At 73.9% G+C, this 18,909-nt stretch carries 19 protein-coding genes; 10 read left to right on the forward strand and 9 right to left on the reverse strand.

Translation table 11 applies throughout. The features are described from left to right. Positions 1-184: 184 nt before the first annotated feature. Together leuS and ACVJO7_RS08365 are read left to right on the forward strand one after the other, a co-directional pair. Complete coding sequence (leuS, locus tag ACVJO7_RS08360; RefSeq protein ID WP_491672377.1) at positions 185-3,073, forward strand: leucine--tRNA ligase; 2,889 nt, start codon at positions 185-187, stop codon at positions 3,071-3,073. A 58-nt stretch (positions 3,074-3,131) separates the two neighbouring features. Beyond that, positions 3,132-3,896: a hypothetical protein gene (locus ACVJO7_RS08365; RefSeq protein WP_491672378.1), complete on the forward strand. Its 765-nt coding sequence runs from the start codon at positions 3,132-3,134 to the stop codon at positions 3,894-3,896. A 50-nt stretch (positions 3,897-3,946) separates the two neighbouring features. On the opposite strand, the gene ACVJO7_RS08370 is transcribed toward ACVJO7_RS08365, so the two are convergent. The 4 genes from ACVJO7_RS08370 to ACVJO7_RS08385 are packed head-to-tail and all read right to left on the reverse strand — an operon-like array spanning position 3,947 to position 6,596. Further along, on the reverse strand, positions 3,947-4,420 hold the full coding sequence (locus tag ACVJO7_RS08370) for a HEPN domain-containing protein (RefSeq protein WP_344023818.1): 474 nt from the start codon (positions 4,418-4,420) through the stop codon (positions 3,947-3,949). Beyond that, positions 4,417-5,175 carry a UPF0158 family protein gene (locus ACVJO7_RS08375; protein WP_491672379.1) on the reverse strand — a complete coding sequence of 253 codons (759 nt, stop codon included), beginning with the start codon at positions 5,173-5,175 and terminating at the stop codon, positions 4,417-4,419. The genes ACVJO7_RS08370 and ACVJO7_RS08375 overlap by 4 nt, the downstream gene beginning before the upstream one ends. A 20-nt stretch (positions 5,176-5,195) precedes the next feature. Next, entirely contained in the window at positions 5,196-5,633 is a 438-nt protein-coding gene (locus tag ACVJO7_RS08380) for a DUF1707 SHOCT-like domain-containing protein (protein ID WP_491672380.1), read from the reverse strand. A gap of 21 nt (positions 5,634-5,654) precedes the next feature. Further along, entirely contained in the window at positions 5,655-6,596 is a 942-nt protein-coding gene (locus ACVJO7_RS08385) for a DMT family transporter (protein ID WP_491672381.1), read from the reverse strand. A gap of 81 nt (positions 6,597-6,677) precedes the next feature. Here ACVJO7_RS08385 and ACVJO7_RS08390 point away from each other — a divergent pair, with 81 nt between their 5' ends. Continuing rightward, complete coding sequence (locus ACVJO7_RS08390; protein WP_344023810.1) at positions 6,678-7,592, forward strand: LysR family transcriptional regulator; 915 nt, start codon at positions 6,678-6,680, stop codon at positions 7,590-7,592. On the opposite strand, the gene ACVJO7_RS08395 is transcribed toward ACVJO7_RS08390, so the two are convergent. The 4 genes from ACVJO7_RS08395 to ACVJO7_RS08410 form a co-directional block, all read right to left on the reverse strand. Beyond that, positions 7,561-8,280, reverse strand: a complete 720-nt coding sequence (locus ACVJO7_RS08395; protein ID WP_344023808.1) for an SDR family oxidoreductase — start codon at positions 8,278-8,280, stop codon at positions 7,561-7,563. The two genes, ACVJO7_RS08390 and ACVJO7_RS08395, sit on opposite strands and share 32 nt — an antisense overlap. Before the next feature lie 52 nt (positions 8,281-8,332). Then, positions 8,333-8,941 (reverse strand): C40 family peptidase, encoded by a 609-nt coding sequence (locus ACVJO7_RS08400; RefSeq protein WP_344023806.1) that lies wholly within the window; start codon positions 8,939-8,941, stop codon positions 8,333-8,335. A 358-nt stretch (positions 8,942-9,299) separates the two neighbouring features. Then, complete coding sequence (locus ACVJO7_RS08405; RefSeq protein ID WP_491672382.1) at positions 9,300-10,379, reverse strand: inositol-3-phosphate synthase; 1,080 nt, start codon at positions 10,377-10,379, stop codon at positions 9,300-9,302. A 1-nt stretch (position 10,380) separates the two neighbouring features. Then, on the reverse strand, positions 10,381-11,019 hold the full coding sequence (locus ACVJO7_RS08410; protein WP_344023802.1) for a PadR family transcriptional regulator: 639 nt from the start codon (positions 11,017-11,019) through the stop codon (positions 10,381-10,383). 198 nt (positions 11,020-11,217) lie between these two features. On the opposite strand from ACVJO7_RS08410, the gene ACVJO7_RS08415 reads away from it, so the two are divergent. From ACVJO7_RS08415 to ACVJO7_RS08430, 4 genes are all read left to right on the forward strand, one after another. Then, positions 11,218-11,613 carry a DUF5318 family protein gene (locus tag ACVJO7_RS08415; RefSeq protein ID WP_491672383.1) on the forward strand — a complete coding sequence of 132 codons (396 nt, stop codon included), beginning with the start codon at positions 11,218-11,220 and terminating at the stop codon, positions 11,611-11,613. Positions 11,614-11,778: 165 nt separating this feature from the next. Next, the gene (locus ACVJO7_RS08420; RefSeq protein WP_491672384.1) at positions 11,779-14,391 is read left to right on the forward strand and encodes a transglycosylase domain-containing protein; all 2,613 of its coding nucleotides are present in this window, start codon (positions 11,779-11,781) and stop codon (positions 14,389-14,391) included. Between the two features lie 182 nt (positions 14,392-14,573). Continuing rightward, complete coding sequence (locus ACVJO7_RS08425; RefSeq protein ID WP_491672385.1) at positions 14,574-15,896, forward strand: glycosyltransferase family 87 protein; 1,323 nt, start codon at positions 14,574-14,576, stop codon at positions 15,894-15,896. A 176-nt stretch (positions 15,897-16,072) separates the two neighbouring features. Then, the gene (locus ACVJO7_RS08430) at positions 16,073-16,741 is read left to right on the forward strand and encodes an NUDIX hydrolase (RefSeq protein WP_491672386.1); all 669 of its coding nucleotides are present in this window, start codon (positions 16,073-16,075) and stop codon (positions 16,739-16,741) included. Between the two features lies 1 nt (position 16,742). Here ACVJO7_RS08430 and ACVJO7_RS08435 read toward each other — a convergent pair whose 3' ends face one another. Further along, complete coding sequence (locus ACVJO7_RS08435; RefSeq protein ID WP_344030586.1) at positions 16,743-17,516, reverse strand: deoxyribonuclease IV; 774 nt, start codon at positions 17,514-17,516, stop codon at positions 16,743-16,745. 218 nt (positions 17,517-17,734) lie between these two features. On the opposite strand from ACVJO7_RS08435, the gene rpsF reads away from it, so the two are divergent. The 3 genes from rpsF to rpsR are packed head-to-tail and all read left to right on the forward strand — an operon-like array spanning position 17,735 to position 18,897. Further along, a complete protein-coding gene (gene rpsF / locus ACVJO7_RS08440) occupies positions 17,735-18,049 on the forward strand; it encodes a 30S ribosomal protein S6 (protein WP_344030597.1) in 315 nt (104 codons plus the stop codon). A gap of 11 nt (positions 18,050-18,060) precedes the next feature. After that, on the forward strand, positions 18,061-18,609 hold the full coding sequence (locus tag ACVJO7_RS08445) for a single-stranded DNA-binding protein (protein ID WP_344030583.1): 549 nt from the start codon (positions 18,061-18,063) through the stop codon (positions 18,607-18,609). A gap of 51 nt (positions 18,610-18,660) precedes the next feature. Further along, entirely contained in the window at positions 18,661-18,897 is a 237-nt protein-coding gene (gene rpsR, locus ACVJO7_RS08450; RefSeq protein WP_085915038.1) for a 30S ribosomal protein S18, read from the forward strand. The last annotated feature ends 12 nt before the right edge of the window (positions 18,898-18,909 follow it).

Consider the following 18,909-nt stretch of genomic DNA (forward strand, 5'->3'; position numbering starts at 1 on the left):
GTCGGCTGCCCCACCGGCAGCACCGACTTCCCGGCGCCGCGCCGGGCTGAGGTCGGCAGCGAGACCGCCGTCACGACACGCCGGCGCGGCGACGACCCCTCCTGCACCGGGTGCGGAGGGGTCGCAGCGTGTTCCGGGCCCCGGGCACGGGCCGTCACGACATGTTTCCCGAGGTGAAGCGGACATGACCACCGAGACCAGCGCGGCACCGGCGACCGGTGACCGAACCGACCGTCCGGCCTTCCGGTACGACGCCGAGATGGCCGCCCGGATCGAGCGCAAGTGGCAGGACTTCTGGGAGGCCGAGCAGACCTTCCACGCCCCGGGCCCCGGCGAGCCGGGCTCGGAGAAGCCGAAGTTCTACCTGATGGACATGTTCCCGTACCCGTCCGGCTCCGGCCTGCACGTCGGGCACCCGCTCGGCTTCATCGGCACCGACGTGCTGGGCCGCTACCTGCGGATGACCGGGCACAACGTGCTGCACCCGATGGGGTTCGACGCGTTCGGGCTGCCCGCCGAGCAGTACGCCGTGCAGACCGGGACGCACCCGCGCGCCACCACCGAGGCGAACATCGCCCGGTACCGGCAGCAGCTGCGCCAGCTGGGCCTGGGGCACGACCCGCGCCGGTCGGTCTCGACCACCGACATCCCGTTCTACCGCTGGACGCAGTGGATCTTCCGGGAGATCTTCGAGGCCTGGTACGACACCGACGCGGACCGGGCCCGCCCGATCGCCGAGCTGCGCGCGTCCTTCGAGAGCGGTGAGCGGCCCACCCCGGACGGCCGGCCGTGGACCGGGCTGTCCGAGGGCGAGCGCCGCCGGCTGATCGACTCGCACCGGCTGGCCTACATCTCCGAGGCGCCGGTCAACTGGTGCCCGGGGCTGGGCACCGTGCTGGCGAACGAGGAGGTCACCGCCGACGGCCGCTCCGAGCGCGGCAACTTCCCGGTGTTCCGGCGCAGTCTCAGGCAGTGGATGATGCGGATCACCGCCTACTCCGACCGGCTGATCGCCGACCTGGACCGGGTCGACTGGCCGGAGTCGGTCAAGGCGATGCAGCGCAACTGGATCGGCCGGTCCGAGGGCGCACGGGTCACGTTCGGCGTGTGCGACGCCGACGCCGGCATCGAGGTCTTCACCACCCGGCCGGACACGCTGTTCGGGGCCACCTACATGGTGCTGGCGCCGGAGCACCCGCTGGTCGGCGAGATCACCCCCGCGGCCTGGCCCGCCGGGACCGACGAGCGGTGGACCGGCGGCGCGGCGACCCCGGCGGAGGCGGTCGCGGCCTACCGGGCCGAGGCGGCCCGCAAGTCCGAGCTGGACCGCCAGGAGAACCGGGACAAGACCGGCGTCTTCACCGGCGCGTACGCCGTCAACCCGGTGAACGGGGCCGAGATCCCGGTCTTCGTCGCCGACTACGTGCTCATGGGCTACGGCACCGGCGCGATCATGGCGGTGCCCGCGCAGGACCAGCGGGACTGGGACTTCGCGACCGCGTTCGGCCTGCCGATCGTGCGCACCGTGGATCCGGGCGCCGACTGGTCGGGCGAGGCGTTCACCGGCGACGGGCCTGCGGTCAACTCGGCGAACGACGAGATCAGCCTGAACGGCCTGGGCGTCGCCGACGCCAAGCGGGCGATCATCGACTGGCTGGCGGCCAAGGGCTCCGGCGAGGGCGTCGTGCAGTACAAGCTGCGGGACTGGCTGTTCTCCCGGCAGCGCTACTGGGGCGAGCCGTTCCCGATCGTGTGGGACGAGCACGGCCCGATCTCGCTGCCCGCCGACCAGCTGCCGGTCGAGCTGCCCGACGTCGACGACTACGCGCCGAAGACCTACGCCGCGGACGACGCGGACAGCGAGCCCGAGCCGCCGCTGTCCCGGGCCGCGGAGTGGGTGTACGTCGAGCTGGACCTGGGCGCCGCCGGTGGCGACCAGGGTCCGAGGGCGTACCGGCGCGAGACGAATACGATGCCGCAGTGGGCCGGTTCCTGCTGGTACTACCTGCGCTACCTGGACCCGGAGAACTCCGAGCGGTTCGTCTCGCCGGAGGCCGAGCGGTACTGGCTGGGCACCGACCCGTCCGAGGCGCAGCCGGGCACCGAGGACCCGGGCGGCGTCGACCTGTACGTCGGCGGCGTCGAGCACGCGGTGCTGCATCTGCTGTACTCGCGGTTCTGGCACAAGGTGCTGTTCGACCTGGGCCACGTGTCCAGTGAGGAGCCGTTCCGCAGGCTGTTCAACCAGGGCTACATCCAGGCCTGGGCCTACACCGACGCCCGCGGCACCTACGTGCCGGCCGAGGAGGTCGTCGAGGAGGCGGGCCCGGACGGCACGCCGCGTTTCACGTGGAACGGCGAGCCCGTCACCCGGGAGTACGGGAAGATGGGCAAGTCGCTGAAGAACGTCGTGACGCCGGACGAGATGTGCGACCGCTACGGCGCGGACACGTTCCGGCTCTACGAGATGTACACCGGCCCGATGGACGCCTCCCGGCCGTGGTCGACCCGCGACGTCGTCGGCCCGCAGCGGTTCCTGCAGCGGGTGTGGCGCAACCTGGTCGACGAGCAGACCGGCGAGGTCACCGTCGTCGACGCCGAGCCCGGCGAGGACGTGCTGCGCGCGCTGCACAAGGCGATCGCCGGCGTCCGCGAGGACGTCCCTGCGCTGCACTACAACACCGCAGCCGCGAAGCTGATCGAGCTGAACAACGTGCTGACCAAGCGGGCCGCGCCGGTCGAGCGGCCGGTCGCCGAGGCGCTGGTGCTGATGCTGGCGCCGCTGGCCCCGCACATCGCCGAGGAGCTGTGGCAGAAGCTGGGGCACGACGGCTCGCTGGCCTACGCGCCATTCCCGCAGGCCGACGAGCGGTACCTGGTCGACGACACCGTCGAGTACCCGATCCAGGTCAACGGCAAGGTGCGGTCCCGGATCACGGTCCCGGCCGACGCCGGGCAGGACGAGATCCGCGCGGCGGCGCTGGCCGACGAGAAGATTGTCGCGGCGCTGGCCGGTGCGGAGCCGCGCAAGGTGATCGTGGTGCCGGGCCGCCTGGTCAACGTCGTCCGCTGAAGCCGGCGCCCGGAACGCGGCGGGCATCTCGTGCGTTGACCCGGGTGGGAGGTCCGATATGACCGGAGCATTGCTCACACTGATCGTCGCGCTGGCGGCGGTCGCCGCCGTGGTCTGGCTGGTCCGCAGGCATCAGGCGGACCAGGCCGCGCAGCTCGACGACGCGAAGGCCGAGGCCCGCCGCTGGGTCGAGCGGCTCGGCGGCCAGGTGCTGTCGCTGACCGGGACCGACGAGCCGTCCCGGCAGGCGCTCGCCGACGCCGCGGAGCGCTACACCGCGGCCGGGTCGCAGATGGAGCAGGCGCGGACCGTGCCCCAGACCCGCCAGGTCACCGAGACCGCGTACGAGGGCCTGTACTACGTGCGCGCCGCCCGGACCGCGATGGGGATGGACCCCGGCCCCGAGCTGCCGCCGCTCCCGGGCCAGGCGCGGGCCGGTGCGGTCACCGAGGAGCGCGAGGTCGAGGTCGAGGGGCGCACGCTGGGCGCGTCGCCGCAGCCGACCGACCGCAACAACCACTACTACCCCGGTGGGACGGTGGCCGGGCGCCCGGTGCCGCGCGGCTGGTACTCCGAGCCGTGGTGGAAGCCCGCGCTGATCGGCGGGGCGTGGGGCGTCGGATCGGCGCTGCTGTTCACCTCGCTGTTCAGCGGGATGGCCGGTGCCGACCAGGCCGCCTACGCCGGAGCCGACGGCATGGACGGCGGCGGCATGGACGGTGGCACGGACGGCGGCGGCTTCGACGATCCCGGCGGGTTCGACGGCGGGGACGGCGGCGGCATGTTCGACGGCGGCGGCGACTTCGGCGGCGACTTCTTCTGACGCCCGGTCCGGACCCGGTGCGGTCCGGACCCGGTGCGGTCCGGGCCCGGTCAGGAGTCGGCGGCCCGCGCCGGACGGGCCCGGCGGACCGGCCGCGCCGGCCGCCGGGTGGTGCCGCTGCTCGGGTCCGGCGGGCTGCTGAGCGAGGGCTCCGCGAGCCAGGCCGCGACCGCGTCGATCACGAACGCGGCGTCGGCCAGCGCGGCGTCCGCCTCGGCGGCCGGGGCCGGCACGTCGGAGTGGTCGGCCAGGCCGCGCCGGTTGTACAGTGAGCGGAGCAGCCGCCCGGCCCGCGGGTCGAGCGAGCGCTCCCGGACCACCCGGCGGACGAACGCGCTGACCACGTCGGAGTGCTCGGCCCGAGTCTCCCCCAGCACGAGCAGCGCCGTCTCGGCGGCCCGGAACGCGGCGTGGAACGAGCGCGACACCGCCGCGTCGGCGTAGCCGTGCCCGGCGAGCAGCCGGGCACCCGCGAGCTCGGTGCGGGCCCTGGCGATCCCGGGGCGGTGCCGGCCGGTGCTCATCGCACGCGTACCGCCTCGGCGCGGGCCCGGATCACCGTCGGATCGTCCGGCCGGGCGAGCTCACGCTGACCGACCGGCAGCACGCTGATGGTGAGCCCGCTGCGCTGGGTGTGCCGCCACAGCACCTCGTCCACCGAGGCGAGCTCCTGCCACGGGTCGACCGGGGCCTGCTCGTCGTCGAGCACCAGGAGCAGGTCGATCGCGGACTCCACCGATCCCTCGCCGCTGGCCCACGAGCCGAACAGCAGCACCTGCCGCAGTCGCGGACCGTAGTGCGCGACGAGATCGTCGGCGACGGCCGCGGGCACGTCCTCGTTCGACGGGTCGGGATCGGGATGGCGGGCCCGGACGCGTTCGGCGTCGGCCTCGGAGATCAGCCCGGCGGTGGCCAGCCAGTCGACGGCGCGGCGCCGGGAGCGAGCGTCCCGGAAGCGGTACCACTGGTCGCGCACCTCGGGGAACTCGAACAGCGTGTTCTTGAACCGGCGGAAGGCGCCCCGCCCGTCGATCGCCCGGTCCAGCAGCGCGCCGGCCCGCCGGTGCTGCACGCCCGCGGTGAAGTCGGACATGTCCCGGTACGACTCGCGGCTGGTCACCGGCTCGATCAGCACCCGGTCGCCGGCCGGCGGGGGGTCCCCCGCGGGGTGCGCCGCGACCGCCCCGGTGTCCGGATCGAGGTACCACCGGACGTCGGGCGACCGGTCGTCGAGCGCGTCGGCCAGCGCAGCCAGGTCGACGCGGCCGGGATCGAGCATGCCAGGACTCTAGTCCCGGGTCAGTCGTCGTCGCGCCAGAACAGTTGCGCGACCAGCACCGCGCCCCAGATGCCGATCGGGAACATCGGCCAGAAGAAGTTCAGCTGGCCGGACGCGATCGAGGTGATCCCCCAGATCGTGGTGAGCAGCACCGCGACCCCGGCCCACGACCGCCACTCCTTGGTGTACTCGCGGATCTGGTCGGCCCGTTCGGCCTCCGCCCGCTCCGCGCGCACCGCGGGCAGGTCCTTGCGGCGCACCCGGGGCAGGTCGGCCTCGAGCGCCACGAGATCGGCGCGCACCGTCGCCGCGTAGGCCGCGCGCAGCCGCTCGTCGTACTCGGTGAGCGACAGCCTGCCCTCGTCGTGGGCGATCTTGAGGCGCTCGGCCGTCTCCTGTCGCTCGGCATCGGACACCCGGATCAGGGCCCTGCCGTCGTCCCCCTGCTCGTCCCCCATACCGGCGAGGGTAGACCGGAATCAGCCGGTGGGGATCGGTCGTCCGACCGATCCGGTGGGGATCGGGCGGCCGCGCCGGGTCGCGACGGCGACACCGGCCAGGCACAGCGCACCACCGGCCAGTGCCAGCGGGGCCGGGATCTCGCCGAGCAGGCCCCAGGACAGCAGCACCACGATCGGCGGGACCGCGTAGGTGGCCGCCGCGAGCCGGCCGGCGCTCGTCCTGGACAGGGCGTAGCCCCAGGTCAGGAACGCGATCGCGGTCGGGAACACGCCGAGGTACACGGTCCCGGCGAGTGCCCCGGTCGGTGCGGTGGCGAGCTCGCCGAGCAGGGCGGGGAGGAACGGCAGCAGTGCCACGGTCCCGGCGAGCGCGCCGAGCCAGGTGACGGTCAGCGCGTCGATCCGGGCGAGCAGCCGCTTCTGCGCGACCGCGGCGCCGGCGTAGACCAGTGCCGCGACCAGCCCGAGGAGCACCCCGGCGACGTCGGTCCCGCCGGCCGAGGTGGTCGCCGCGATCAGCGCGACGCCGCCGAACGCGACCGCCATCCCGATCAGCAGCCGGACCGGGAAGCCCTCGCCGAGGAGCAGTCCGGCGAGCACCGCGACGACCACCGGTGCGACGTTCACCAGCAGCGCGGTGGTGCCGGCGTCCAGGTGCCGCTCGGCCGCGTTGAGGGCCAGGTTGTAGAGCCCGAACCAGGCGGCACCCCAGAGCGCGACCGCACCGAGCAGTCCCGGCGCCGGCCGGGGCACCGGCCGGCCGCGCCGGGTGTGCACGGCCAGCACGATCGCCGTCAGCGTCGCCGAGCCGACCAGCATCCGGCCCAGCGCCAGCGCGCCCGGCGACAGATCGTGGCCGACCGCCCGGATCCCGACGAACGCCGAGGCCCAGAGCACGACGGTGACAGCGGCGGCGGCGAGCGGGAGCAGCGCCCGGTACCGGGCGGGGAACGGCGTCATGTGCTCAGCCTGCTCCCGCGAACCATTAAGTACCAGCGACTCTTCCTACCGATGGATTCAGTAGCGCTGTACGATTGGCCGATGCTCGACACGCACCGCCTGCGGGTGTTCCGGTCCGTCGTCGCGAGCGGATCGGTCCAGGCGGCCGCCGCGAACCTGGGCTACACGCCGTCGGCGGTCAGCCAGCACGTCACCGCGCTGCAGCGGGAGACCGGGCTCGCCCTGTTCGAACGGGCCGGGCGCGGCCTGCGGGTGACGGCGGCCGGCACCGTGCTGGCCGAGCAGGCCGATGCGATCCTCGCCCGGCTCGGCGAGGCCGAGACCGTCGTGGCCGACCTGCGGGCCGGCCGGACCGGCACGCTGTCGCTGTCCTACTTCGCCTCCGTCGGCGCCGCCTGGCTGCCCGGCGTGGTGCACCGGCTGACCGCCGACTTCCCGGGCGTGCGTCTGGACCTGGCGCTGCGCGAGTCGCTGCCGGACGATCCGGCGCAGTGCTCGGACGTGCAGATCGCGGTCGAGCGGCCGGACTTCCGGGGCCGGCCCGGGTTCGGCGTGGTGCACCTGCTCGACGATCCGTACGTCGTCGTCCTCCCGGACGGCCATCCGCTGGCCGCCCGGTCCGAGATCGAGCTGGCCGAGCTCGCCGGCGAGCGCTGGGTGGACAACGACTTCGCCCGCGGCTGGTGCCGGCGCAATCTCGTCGAGGCCTGCTCGGCCGCCGGGTTCCGGCCGCCGTTCCACGTGGAGGCGCACGACTACCCGACGGCGCTGGCCTTCGTCGGGGCCGGGATCGGGATCACCGTGCTCCCCGAGCTCGGGGCGGTGCGGCTCCCGGCCGGGACCCGGGCGGTCCCGGTCGTCCGGCCGGTGCCGGTGCGCACGATCCTGGCGGTGGTGCGCGAGGCCGTCGCGAGCACCCCGCCGGTCGTCGCCGCGCTCGCCGAGCTCCGCACGGTCGCGGCGCTCACCCCTGCGGCCGCACCACGATCTCGGTGAGGTGCGCGTCCCGGCTCGCGGTCAGCGCCGCGAGCACGGCGGCCGCGACCGACTCCGGGCGCAGGAAGCGCGATCCGTCGTACTCGCCGCCCTCGTGCGCGACGACCGCCCGCTGCATCGCGGTGTCCACCCGGCCGGGATGCACCGAGGTGACCCGGATGCCGCGGGCCGACTCCTCGGCGCGCAGCGCGTCGCCGAACGCGCGCAGCGCGAACTTGCTGGCCGCGTAGGACACCCAGCCGGGCCTGGCGGTGAAGCCCGCGCCGGAGTTCACCAGCACGACGTCGGCCCCGCCGGCCGCACCGGCCGCGCGCAGCGCCGGCAGCAGCAGCCGGGTGGCCTCGGCGACGGCGACCACGTTCACGTCGAACTGCCTGCGCCAGGCCTGCGCCGGGGTCTCCTCGACGGTCCCGAGCTCGCCGGTGCCCGCGGAGTGCACCAGCGCGTCGAGCCGGTCGATCCCGGCCAGCGCGCCGGCCAGCGCCGCGTCGTCGGTGAGCTCGACGGCGAGGGTGCGGACGCCGACCGGGCCGGCCGCGGTGAGCTCGTCGGCGACCGCGGCCAGCCGCTCCTCGTCGCGCCCGCCCAGGATCAGGTCGTAGCGCGGCGCGAGCTGCCGGGCGACGGCGGCGCCGATGCCCTGGGAGGCACCGGTGATCAGGGCGAGCGGGCGGTGCGAAGCGGTCATGCGCCGGAACCTACGGCGCGCTGCCGGGTCCGCGCGCGGCGGACCCCGCGGCTCAGATCCGGCGCGCCGAGTTGAACGGCATCCGGTCCATGTCGTCGATCTTCACCGGCTTGCCGCTGGTCGAGGCGTGCACGATCTGGCCGCCGCCGATGTAGATGCCGACGTGGCTGACCGGGCTGTAGAAGAAGACCAGGTCACCGGGCTGCAGCTCGGAGCGGCTGACCGGGGTGCCCGCGGTCGCCTGGGCGCGGCTGGTGCGCGGCACGTCCTTGCCGGCGGCGGAGAACGCGTAGGACACCAGGCCGGAGCAGTCGAAGGCGCTCGGGCCGGTGGCGCCCCAGCTGTAGGGCTTGCCGATCTGGGCCATCGCGGTGGACAGCGCGGTCTGGCGCGCGGCGACGGCCTGGCCGGCCTGTGCGGCCGCGTCGGTGGCGGCGGCGACGTTCTGCGCGGCCGGGTTGCCCGCGGTGGTGAGCGAGACGGGCAGCACGTTCGTGGCGGGCACGACGTCGTGGGTGACCGTCGCGGTGCCGAGTTCGGGAGTGGTGTCCGGGGCCGGGGCCGCGGTGGCGGCGGGAAGCACGGACAGGGCTGCGGCCGCGGCGGCAGTGGTGGCCACGACGGCGACGCGGAGCGCCGGAGCGGTGGGACGCTGGGGCACGGTGTGTCCTCGGGGGTAGCACCGCCGGCGAACCATGGGGGTGGGGTGCGCCGGCCCGAGGGGAGTTCGTGGTGCGGCGCTGGGAACGCCGTATCCGGTGGCCGTGCAACCCGCCCGCGTCGTCGTCCGGCGGAGACCCTGCGCCCTGCACCCCGGGTGGGCACAGATCGCACAAGGCCGACCACCACATTACGAACAGATATCGCTCAGATAAATGACCCAGCACACAATAATGGGATGACTGCGCTCACGAACAATTATGAGAAGATTTCAGATCGGAGACTTCCTGTTCCGGAAACGGCATCGGCCCGGCGGTGACCTGCGTGGTCGCTGCCGGGCCGATGCCCTGAGAAAATGATCAGCTGTCGATCTCGCCCTGGATGAAGGCCTCCACCTTGTCCCGCGCGACGGAGTCGCGGTACTGCTCCGGCGGCGACTTCATGAAGTAGCTCGACGCCGACAGCAGCGGTCCGCCGATGCCGCGGTCCTTGGCGATCTTGGCCGCGCGGACGGCGTCGATGATGATCCCGGCCGAGTTCGGCGAGTCCCAGACCTCGAGCTTGTACTCCAGGTTCAGCGGGACGTCGCCGAACGCCCGGCCCTCCAGCCGGACGTAGGCCCACTTGCGGTCGTCCAGCCAGGCGACGTAGTCGGACGGGCCGATGTGCACGTTGCCCCGGCCCATGTCCCGGTCCACCTGGGAGGTCACCGCCTGGGTCTTGGAGACCTTCTTGGACTCCAGCCGGTCCAGCTCCTTCATGTTCAGGAAGTCCATGTTCCCGCCCACGTTGAGCTGCATGGTGCGGTCGAGCTGCACACCGCGGTCCTCGAACAGCGTCGCCAGCACCCGGTGCGTGATGGTCGCGCCGACCTGGGACTTGATGTCGTCGCCGACGATCGGCACGCCCGCGGCGCGGAACTTCTCCGCCCACACCGGATCGGACGCGATGAACACCGGCAGCGCGTTGACGAACGCGACGCCCGCGTCCAGCGCGGCCTGGGCGTAGTGCCGGTCCGCCTCCTCGCTGCCCACCGGCAGGTAGGAGACCAGCACGTCGGCGCCCGCGTCGCGCAGCGCCTGCGCGACGTCGACCGGCTCGTCGTCGGACTCGGTGATCGTCTCCCGGTAGAAGCGGCCGAGGCCGTCCAGGGTCGGGCCGCGCTGCACGGCCACCCCGAGCGGCGGCACGTCCGCGATCGTGATGGTGTTGTTCTCGCTGGCCGAGATGGCGTCGGCGAGGTCGTGGCCGACCTTCTTGGCGTCGACGTCGAACGCGGCCACGAACGTCACGTCCCGGACGTGGTAGCCGCCGAAGTCGACGTGCATCAGGCCGGGGACCTGGGTCGACGGGTCGGCGTCCGCGTAGTAGTGGACACCCTGGACCAGCGACGCCGCGCAGTTACCCACGCCGACGACCGCGACCCGAACCTGGCTCATGTCAGGCTCCTCCTGTTGTCTCGTCCTGTCGTTCCCCGCCGGACCCGGGTCCGGCGTCCGTTCCGGCGCCGTCGCCGGGGATGGTCTCGTGCGGCTGTTCGGCGTTCTCGGCCGCGATCAGCTCGTTCAGCCAGCGCACCTCGCGCTCGGAGCTCTCCAGCCCGAGGCGGTGCAGCTCGCGGGTGTAGCGGTCGATCTGCTCGCCGGTCCGGCCGAGCGCGGCGCGCAGGCCGTCCCGGCGCTCCTCCACCGCCCGGCGCCTGCCCTCCAGGATCCGCAGTCGCGTGTCGGCCGGCGTCCGCGAGAAGAACGCCAGGTGCACGCCGAAGCTGCCGTCCTCCCACGCCTGCGGTCCGGCGTCGTCGAGCAGCTCGCCGAACCGTTCCTTGCCCTCTGCGGTGATCCGGTACACGCGGCGGCCGCGCCGGGACCAGCCGGCCCCGACCGCACGCTCGACGTCGGCGGGATCCGGCCCGGTCTCGGCGATCAGTCCGGCCCGCAGCAGCCTGCGCAGTGCCGGGTAGAGCGAGCCGTAGGAGAATGCCCGCAGACCACCCAGCCGACGGCCGAGCTGCTTGCGCAGCTCGTAGCCGTGCAGCGGTCCTTCCTGGAGCAACCCGAGAACGGCGAACTCCAGCACCGCACGCCCCCCTCGCTGCCGCGCGATCCCGGACGGACCGCGGCCCGACCATATCGGCCCGATACATCGGTTCGCTCGTCGAATGATCGTCGTCACAACCACCACCGATCCGGACGAGTGCCCCGACCAGGCACGGAACGGGCCACTGGCACGGGGCGGGCGGTCGGCGCGGATCACGGTCGCGCGTACCCTGGTCGAGTGCTCAGCCCGCGACAGGTGGTGGACTACGCCCTGCAGCGCCGCGCGCTGCTGGCAGACGTCCGTGCCGGTCGGGTCGATCCCGAGGAGGTGTGCGACGCCGGTGCCTACCTGCAGCGTGCCGCCCGCTTCCACGGCCGGACCGTCGACGAGATCTGCCCGGTCTGCCGCCGGGACCAGCTCAGCCAGGTGTCCTGGGTGTTCGGCGAGGCACTGCGGCACATCTCCGGTTCGGCCCGCTCCACCGAGGACCTGGAGCAGCTCGCGGCGCACCATCGCGAGTTCACCGTGCACGTGGTCGAGGTCTGCCGGACCTGCCAGTGGAACCATCTGGTCCGCTCGTTCGTCCTCGGCACCGGCCGTCCGCGCGGCGGCCGCCGGACGGCGGGTGGCTGAGCCCATGTCGCCCCGCCCGCCGGCCCGCCCGCCGATCACGGACCGCGCGCCGGAGCCCACCGGGCCCGCCGTGGCGCGGGTCCGGCCACCGACCACCGCCGTCCCGGGCACCCCCGACCCGGCGACCGGCGGACCAGCGAGACCGCACCCCACGGAGCCGCCCCGGTGAACGACGAGCGTGACCCCCGACACACCCCGCCGCCCGGACCGCCGCCTCCCCCCGGCCGCCCGCTCCCCCCGCCGGCTCCCCGCCCCGGCGCCGGGCCCCGCCGGCCCGGTCCGCCGGCCCCGCCACCGGCCGGACCGCCACCCGGACCGCCCCCCGGCCGTCCGGGCCCGAACCCGCGCCCGGGGCCGCCCGGCGCGCCCCCGCCCGTCCCGCAGGGGGGCAGGCCCCGGCCGCTCCCCCAGCCGCCGCCACCGCTGCTGACCCACGAGGACTCCGGCATCGGCAACTTCGGCGCGGTCGCCCACGGCGCCCAGCAGGCCCCGCCGTCCCCGCAGCGGCCCGGCCCGCCCCGCGGCGGTGCTCCCGCGCCGGCCGCGGCGCCGGGCCGGACCGGTGGCCCGCCCGGGCCGCCCGGCCGCACCGACGGCCGCCGCCCCGGCGGTGACGGCGGCGACGGGCGCAGGCCGAGCCGCAGGCGCCGGATCCGGAACTGGCTCATCGCCGCGGCCGGGGTCTCCGTGCTCGGCCCGCTGGTCGCCTTCGCGATCGGCTGGCTGGTCTTCCCGGTGCCGGCCGCCGACGACATCGCGGTCACCCAGGTGGCGACGTTCACCTATGCCGACGGCGCGCCGCTGGCGACGGTGCGGCCCGGCAACGTGAACCGCACCAGCGTCACGCTGGACCGGATCCCGGTGCCCGTGCAGCAGGCCGTGCTGTCCGCCGAGGACCGCAGCTTCTTCTCCAATCCCGGCTTCGACATCTCCGGCATCGGCCGGGCGGTGATCAACCAGCTGACCGGCGGCATCGGCGGCGGCTCGACGATCACCCAGCAGTACATCAAGGTGACCACCGGGAACGACCAGAACTCGCTGTTCCGCAAGTTCCGCGAGGTGGTGCTGGCGGCGAAGATCTCCAAGGAGATGACCAAGGAACAGATCCTGGAGAACTACCTGAACGCGATCTACCTGGGCCGCGGGGCCTACGGCGTGCAGGCGGCCAGCCAGGCGTACTTCGGCAAGGACGTGTCGGAGCTGAGCGTCTCCGAGGGGGCGATGCTCGCCGGCGTGATCCAGTCGCCGTCGCGCTGGGACCCGGCGAAGAACCTGGAGATGTCACAGCAGCGCTGGAACTTCGTGCTCGACGGCATGGTGGGGCAGAACTGGCTCAGCCACGCCGAGCGGGACCAGCAGCAGTTCCCCCGCTGGAACGAGTCGTCCGCCGCCGAGGGCGGCGGCATCCCCGGCGACGACCGGGGACACATCTACAACGCAGCCCGCGGTGAGCTCGAGGGCCTCGGGATCTCCGAGACCGAGCTCAACACCCAGGGGCTCACGATCACCACCACGATCGACCCGGCCGCCCAGGAGGAGGCCGCCGAGGCCGTCGCGCAGAGCCTGGACGGGCAGCCGGAGAACCTGCGCTCGTCGCTGGTGTCGGTCGATCCGCGGACCGGTGCCGTGATCGCCTACTACGGCGGCGAGAACGGCGTCGGGCTGGACTACGCGTCCGTGCTGAAGCAGCCCGGGTCGTCGTTCAAGCCGTTCGTGGTCGCCGCGGCGCTGCAGGCGCCCGACCCGATCGGCCTGGGCACCACCTACGACGGGTCGTCGCCGCAGACGCTGGCCGGTACCCGGGTCACCAACTCCGAGGGCGTGAGCTGCGCGAACTGCTCGGTCAAGGAGGCGATGACCAAGTCGATCAACACCGTCTTCTACCGGATGGGCCTCGACGTCGGCCCGGCGCGCGTCGCCGATGCCGCGCACCAGGCCGGCATCCCCGCCGACCTGCTGCCGGACCCGACCGGCGGCATCTCGCTCGGCGACCGTGAGGTGCACCCGAAGGACATGGCGGCGGCCTACGCGACGTTCGCCGCGGATGGCGTGAAGCGCGCGCCGTACATGGTCAGCAAGGTCACCGCCAACGACGGCCGGGTGATCTACGACCGCGGCGGGACCGACGACGGCGAGCAGGTCATGCCCCAGGAGGTCGCGCGCAACGTCACCGAGTCGATGACCGACGTCGCGAGCTCGTCCCGGATCGGCCTCAACGGCGGGCGCCCGGTCGCGGTCAAGACCGGCACCGTGCAGAGCTCGGTCGAGGGCCAGAACAACGACGCGTGGACCGTCGGCTACACGCCGTCGGTCTCCACCGCCGTCTGGGTCGGCACCGACGACAACTCGCCGATCCGCAACGCCTCCGGCAACGCGATCTTCGGCCGGATGCTGCCCGGCCAGATCTGGCAGTCGTTCATGGACGACGTGTTGCGCGGCACCCCGCCCGAGCAGTTCTCCAGCTTCCGGCCGATCGGCGAGGCCCCGCCGGCCCGCAACGTCTCCGCCGAGACCGGCTCCGGCGACGACTCGTCCTCGGCCGGGGAGAGCGCGGAGCCGAGCCGGGAGCCCGAGGAGGGCCGGGACCGCAACGGCGACGAGGGCTCCGGGCGCGACGGCTCCGGCGGCGACGGCGACTCCTCGGACGACGGCTCCGGTGGCGACGGGGGCGGCGACCGCAACCCGTTCGAGAACGGCGACCCGTTCTCCGACGGCGGCGGCCCGGACTCCGGCGGCGGCCAGGACGGCTCCGACGACCCGAACGGCGGTGGGGGCTGAGCGACCCCGGCCGCCCCGGCGCCGATCCCCCCGGGGAACCGCACACCGGGGACGGCCCGACCGTCCGCGAGGTCCCGAGCTGGACCGAGCCGCTCGCCCGCTCGGCCAGCCGGCTGGTCGGCGGCCCGCTCGGCAGGCACGCGCTGATCGGCCGGGCCCGCTACTGGACGCCGCTGCGGGCCGTGCTGCTGCTCGCCGTCGTCGTGCTGGCGATGAGCTGGCTCGGCAAGGCAGCCTGCCTGCAGGAGTACCGCACCGCGGACGGCGTGCTGGCGCTCGACTGGCGTAACGACCGCCAGTACGTGGCGATGTGCTACTCCGACACGGTCCCGCTCTACGGCCTGGAGGGGCTCGCCGACGACGGCGTCCCCTACCGAGACGCCTGGTTCGAGACCCGCTCCGACGGCACCCGGGTCGAGCGCTGGATGGAGTACCCGGTGCTCACCGGGTTCTTCCAGTACCTCAACGCGCAGCTCACCGACGGCTGGCAGTGGCTGGCGGAGCGGCTGCCGCTGCCGACCGCGCTCGACGTCGTCGTCTACTTCAACATGACGGCCTTCTGGCTGTCGGCGGCCTGGCTCACGGTGGTCTGGGCGGTGCTGCGGCTGCGGCCGAACCGGCCGTGGGACGCCGCGCTGGTCGCGCTGTCCCCGCTGGCCCTGGTGCACGTGTTCACCAACTTCGACGCGCTCACCGTGGCCCTCGCCACCGGCGCCCTGCTGGCGCTGCGCCGGGACCGGCCCGGCTGGGCCGGCGTCCTGATCGGGCTCGGCGCCGCCGCGAAGCTCTACCCGCTGCTGCTCCTGGTGCCGATCCTGCTCGTCGGGTGGCGGCGCCGCCCCGGCGGCGGCCTGGTGCGGGCCGGCTGGGCGACCGGCGCCGCGGTCGCCGCCTGGGCCGCGGTCAACGTGCCGGTCGCGCTCGCCTGGCCGCGCGGATGGGCCGAGTTCTTCCTGCTCAACCGCACCCGTCCGGCCGATCCGGACTCGATCTGGTACTCGCTGAGCTGGTTCACCGGCTGGGCCGGGTTCGACGGCCCACTCGTCGACGGGGCCCCGCCGACCATCCTGAACGCGGTCACCGCGGTGCTGATGGTGCTCGCCGTCGCCGCCATCGCCTGGCTCGCGCTGCGCGCCCCGCAACCGCCGGCCGTCGCGGAGCTCGCCTTCCTGTGCGTCGCCGCGTTCCTGCTGTTCAACAAGGTGTGGAGCCCGCAGTACTCGCTCTGGCTGGTGCCGCTCGCGGTGCTGGCGATCCCGCGCTGGCGGCTGCTGCTCGGCTGGATGGTGATCGACGCCCTGGTCTGGGTGCCGCGGATGTACCAGTACCTCGGCGTGGCCGACAAGGGCCTGCCGATGGAGCCGTTCCTGGTCACCGTCCTGGTCCGGGACGCCGTCGTGGTGGCACTGTGCGTGCTGGTGGTGCGGCAGATCCTGCGGCGCGGGCGGGACACCGCGCCCGACCCGGTCTGGCCGCCCGCGACCCGGGTGGCGGCCCGCACCTGACCCGCCGCACCCCGCCCCGCCGCACCGCGCCCCGCCCCGCTCCGCCCCGCACCCCGCCGAGATGCAGCTCAGCGGGCGTTCCGGTGTGCGATGCGCCCGCTGAGCTGCATCTCGGTGACGGGTGACGGTGGTCTCGCGAGGCGGGCCACCGCGCACGGGTGCGGAAGTATCGGGGCATGGGCGACGACGCGGTGGTCCCGGACCGGGTGCAGCAGCGGCTGCGGGAACGGATCGAGGCGGCGCTGCCGGTGCTGCAGCGGCGCGCCGCGACCGACACCGAGCGGGCCGGGAAGCGGCCCGCGTCGGTCACGATGACGCTGCTCCCGGTGCCGGGTGCGACCGGCGACGGCCCGCTGGCCACCGAGGTCGCGTTCGTGCTCACCCGCCGGGCCCGGTCGCTACGCGCGCACTCCGGCCAGTGGGCACTGCCCGGCGGCCGGCTCGACGCGGGCGAGACGGCCGAGCAGGCCGCCCGCCGCGAGGTGGCCGAGGAGGTCGGCCTGGACCTCGGCCCGGACCGGGTGCTCGGCCTGCTCGACGACTACCCCACCCGCTCCGGGTACGTCATCACGCCGGTGGTGCTCTGGGCGGGCGGTGCCGGGGAGCCGTTCCCGAACCCGGACGAGGTCGCGGAGCTGCACCGGCTCCCGCTCGCCGAGATCGACCGCGAACCCCGCTTCCTGACCATCCCGGAGTCCGGGTCCCCGGTGATCCAGGTGCCGCTGTTCGACCGCTACGTGCACGCTCCGACCGGTGCGGTGCTGCACCAGTTCCGGGAGGTCGTGCTGCACGGGCGGCCGACCAGGGTGGCGCACCTGGAACAGCCGGTGTTCGCCTGGCGGTGACTCAGCTCCGCGTGTGCTCGCGGAGGTACGCGATGTCGGCGGCCTGGCCCTCGGCCGGGGTCTCCACGACCACCGGCGCGCCGGCCTCGGCGACCACGGCGGCCAGCTCGTCGGGCGGGATGGTGCCCGCACCGATGTTGGCGTGCCGGTCGCGGGCGGAGTCGAACGGATCGCGCGAGTCGTTCAGGTGGATCAGGTCGATCCGGCCGGTGATCGCCTTCGCCCGCGCCACGATCCCGGCCAGCTCCTCCCCGCCGGCGAACGCGTGACAGGTGTCCAGGCAGAACCCGACGCCGAACTCGCCCACCGCGTCCCACAGCCGGCCGAGCGCGTCGAACCGGCGGGCCATCGCGTTGTCCCCGCCCGCGGTGTTCTCGATCAGGACCGGCACGTCGAAGCCGTGCTCGCCGGCCTGGCGCTCGACGAACTTGCGCCAGTTGTCGATCCCGGCGGCCGGGTCCTCGCCCGCGGTGACGTGACCACCGTGCACCACCAGGCCGAACGCGCCGACCTCGGCCGCGCCGGCCAGGTGCTGCTGCACGATCTTGCGGGACGGAATCCGGATCCGGTTGTTCGTGGACGCCACGTTCGCGGTGTAGGGGGCGTGCACCACGACCGCGACCCCGGACCCGGCCAGCTCGGCGGCCCGCGGGTGCGGCGGCGGCTTCTTCCAGCCCTGCGGGTCGGAGAGGAAGAGCTGGATCACCTCGGCCCCCACCTCCTCGGCCGCGGCCAGCGGGTCCTCGGCGTCGCGGACGTGTGCTCCGATCTGCATGCGGGTCACGGTAGCGAGCGCCCCCGACAGAACCGCCCGGGCGCCCGCGTACCCGCAGGTGGGGCGCCGGACGGCCGTTGGTAGCCTTGCCCGGTCATCCCGCAGGTCCGCTGCCGGCTCCGGCCGTGCGGCGATTCTGTCGGGGGGCACTGAGAACCTCCTGTCACGGCCGTCCGGGCCGTGACCGTTTTCGAGTCCATAGGAGGTGAGTGGTTCTCATGCGTCACTACGAGGTCATGGTCATCCTGGACGGCAGCCTGGACGAGCGCACCGTGCAGCCGTCCCTGGAGCAGTTCCTCACCGTCGTGAAGAGCGACGGCGGATCGGTCGAGAAGATCGAGGTCTGGGGCAAGCGCCGGCTGGCCTACGAGATCAGGAAGCAGAGCGAGGCCATCTACGCGGTCGTCGAGATCGCCGCGGAGCCCGCCACCGTCGCCGAGCTGGACCGCCAGCTGGGTCTGAACGAGTCCGTGCTGCGCACCAAGGTGCTGCGCAAGGACGTCACCCGCACGCCGGCGCCCGCCGCCGGCTGAGAGGGGCTGTCATGGCCGGCGAGACCGTGATCACCGTCGTGGGAAACCTGACGGCCGATCCCGAGCTGCGGTTCACCCCCTCCGGCGCCGCGGTCGCCAACTTCACCGTCGCGTCGACGCCGCGGACCTTCGACCGCCAGTCCGGCGAGTGGAAGGACGGCGAGGCGCTGTTCCTGCGCTGCAACATCTGGCGGCAGGCGGCGGAGAACGTCGCCGAGTCGCTGACCCGCGGTGCGCGGGTCGTCGTGCAGGGGCGGCTGCGGCAGCGGTCCTTCGAGACCCGTGAGGGCGAGAAGCGCACCGTCGTGGAGATGGAGGTCGACGAGGTCGGCCCCTCGCTGCGCTACGCGACCGCCAAGGTCAACAAGGTCAGCCGGGGCGGAGGCTCCGGCGGCTTCGGTGGCGGCGGCGGTGGCGGCGGCTACGACGGCGGTGGCGGCGGCGGCCAGCAGGGCGGCGGCTCCGGCGGAGGCAACTCCGGCGGCGGCTATGACGACCCCTGGGGTTCGGCCCCGCCCGCCGGGAGCGGCGCGGCGTCCGACGACGAGCCCCCTTTCTGATCCACGTACCCACCGCCCGTCACGGGCGGTAGACCCACCAGGAGCACCACCATGGCCAAGGCCATCGTGCGCAAGCCGAAGAAGAAGGTTTGCGCGTTCTGCAAGGACAAGGCCCAGCTGATCGACTACAAGGACACCGGTCTGCTGCGGAAGTTCATCTCGGACCGGGGCAAGATCCGTGCCCGTCGGGTGACCGGCAACTGCCGTCAGCACCAGCGGGACGTCGCCGTCGCGGTCAAGAACTCCCGCGAGGTCGCCCTCCTGCCCTACACCTCGACCGCGCGCTGACGAGGAGAACGC

It is taken from the genome of Pseudonocardia sp. DxW (genome assembly GCF_058448985.1).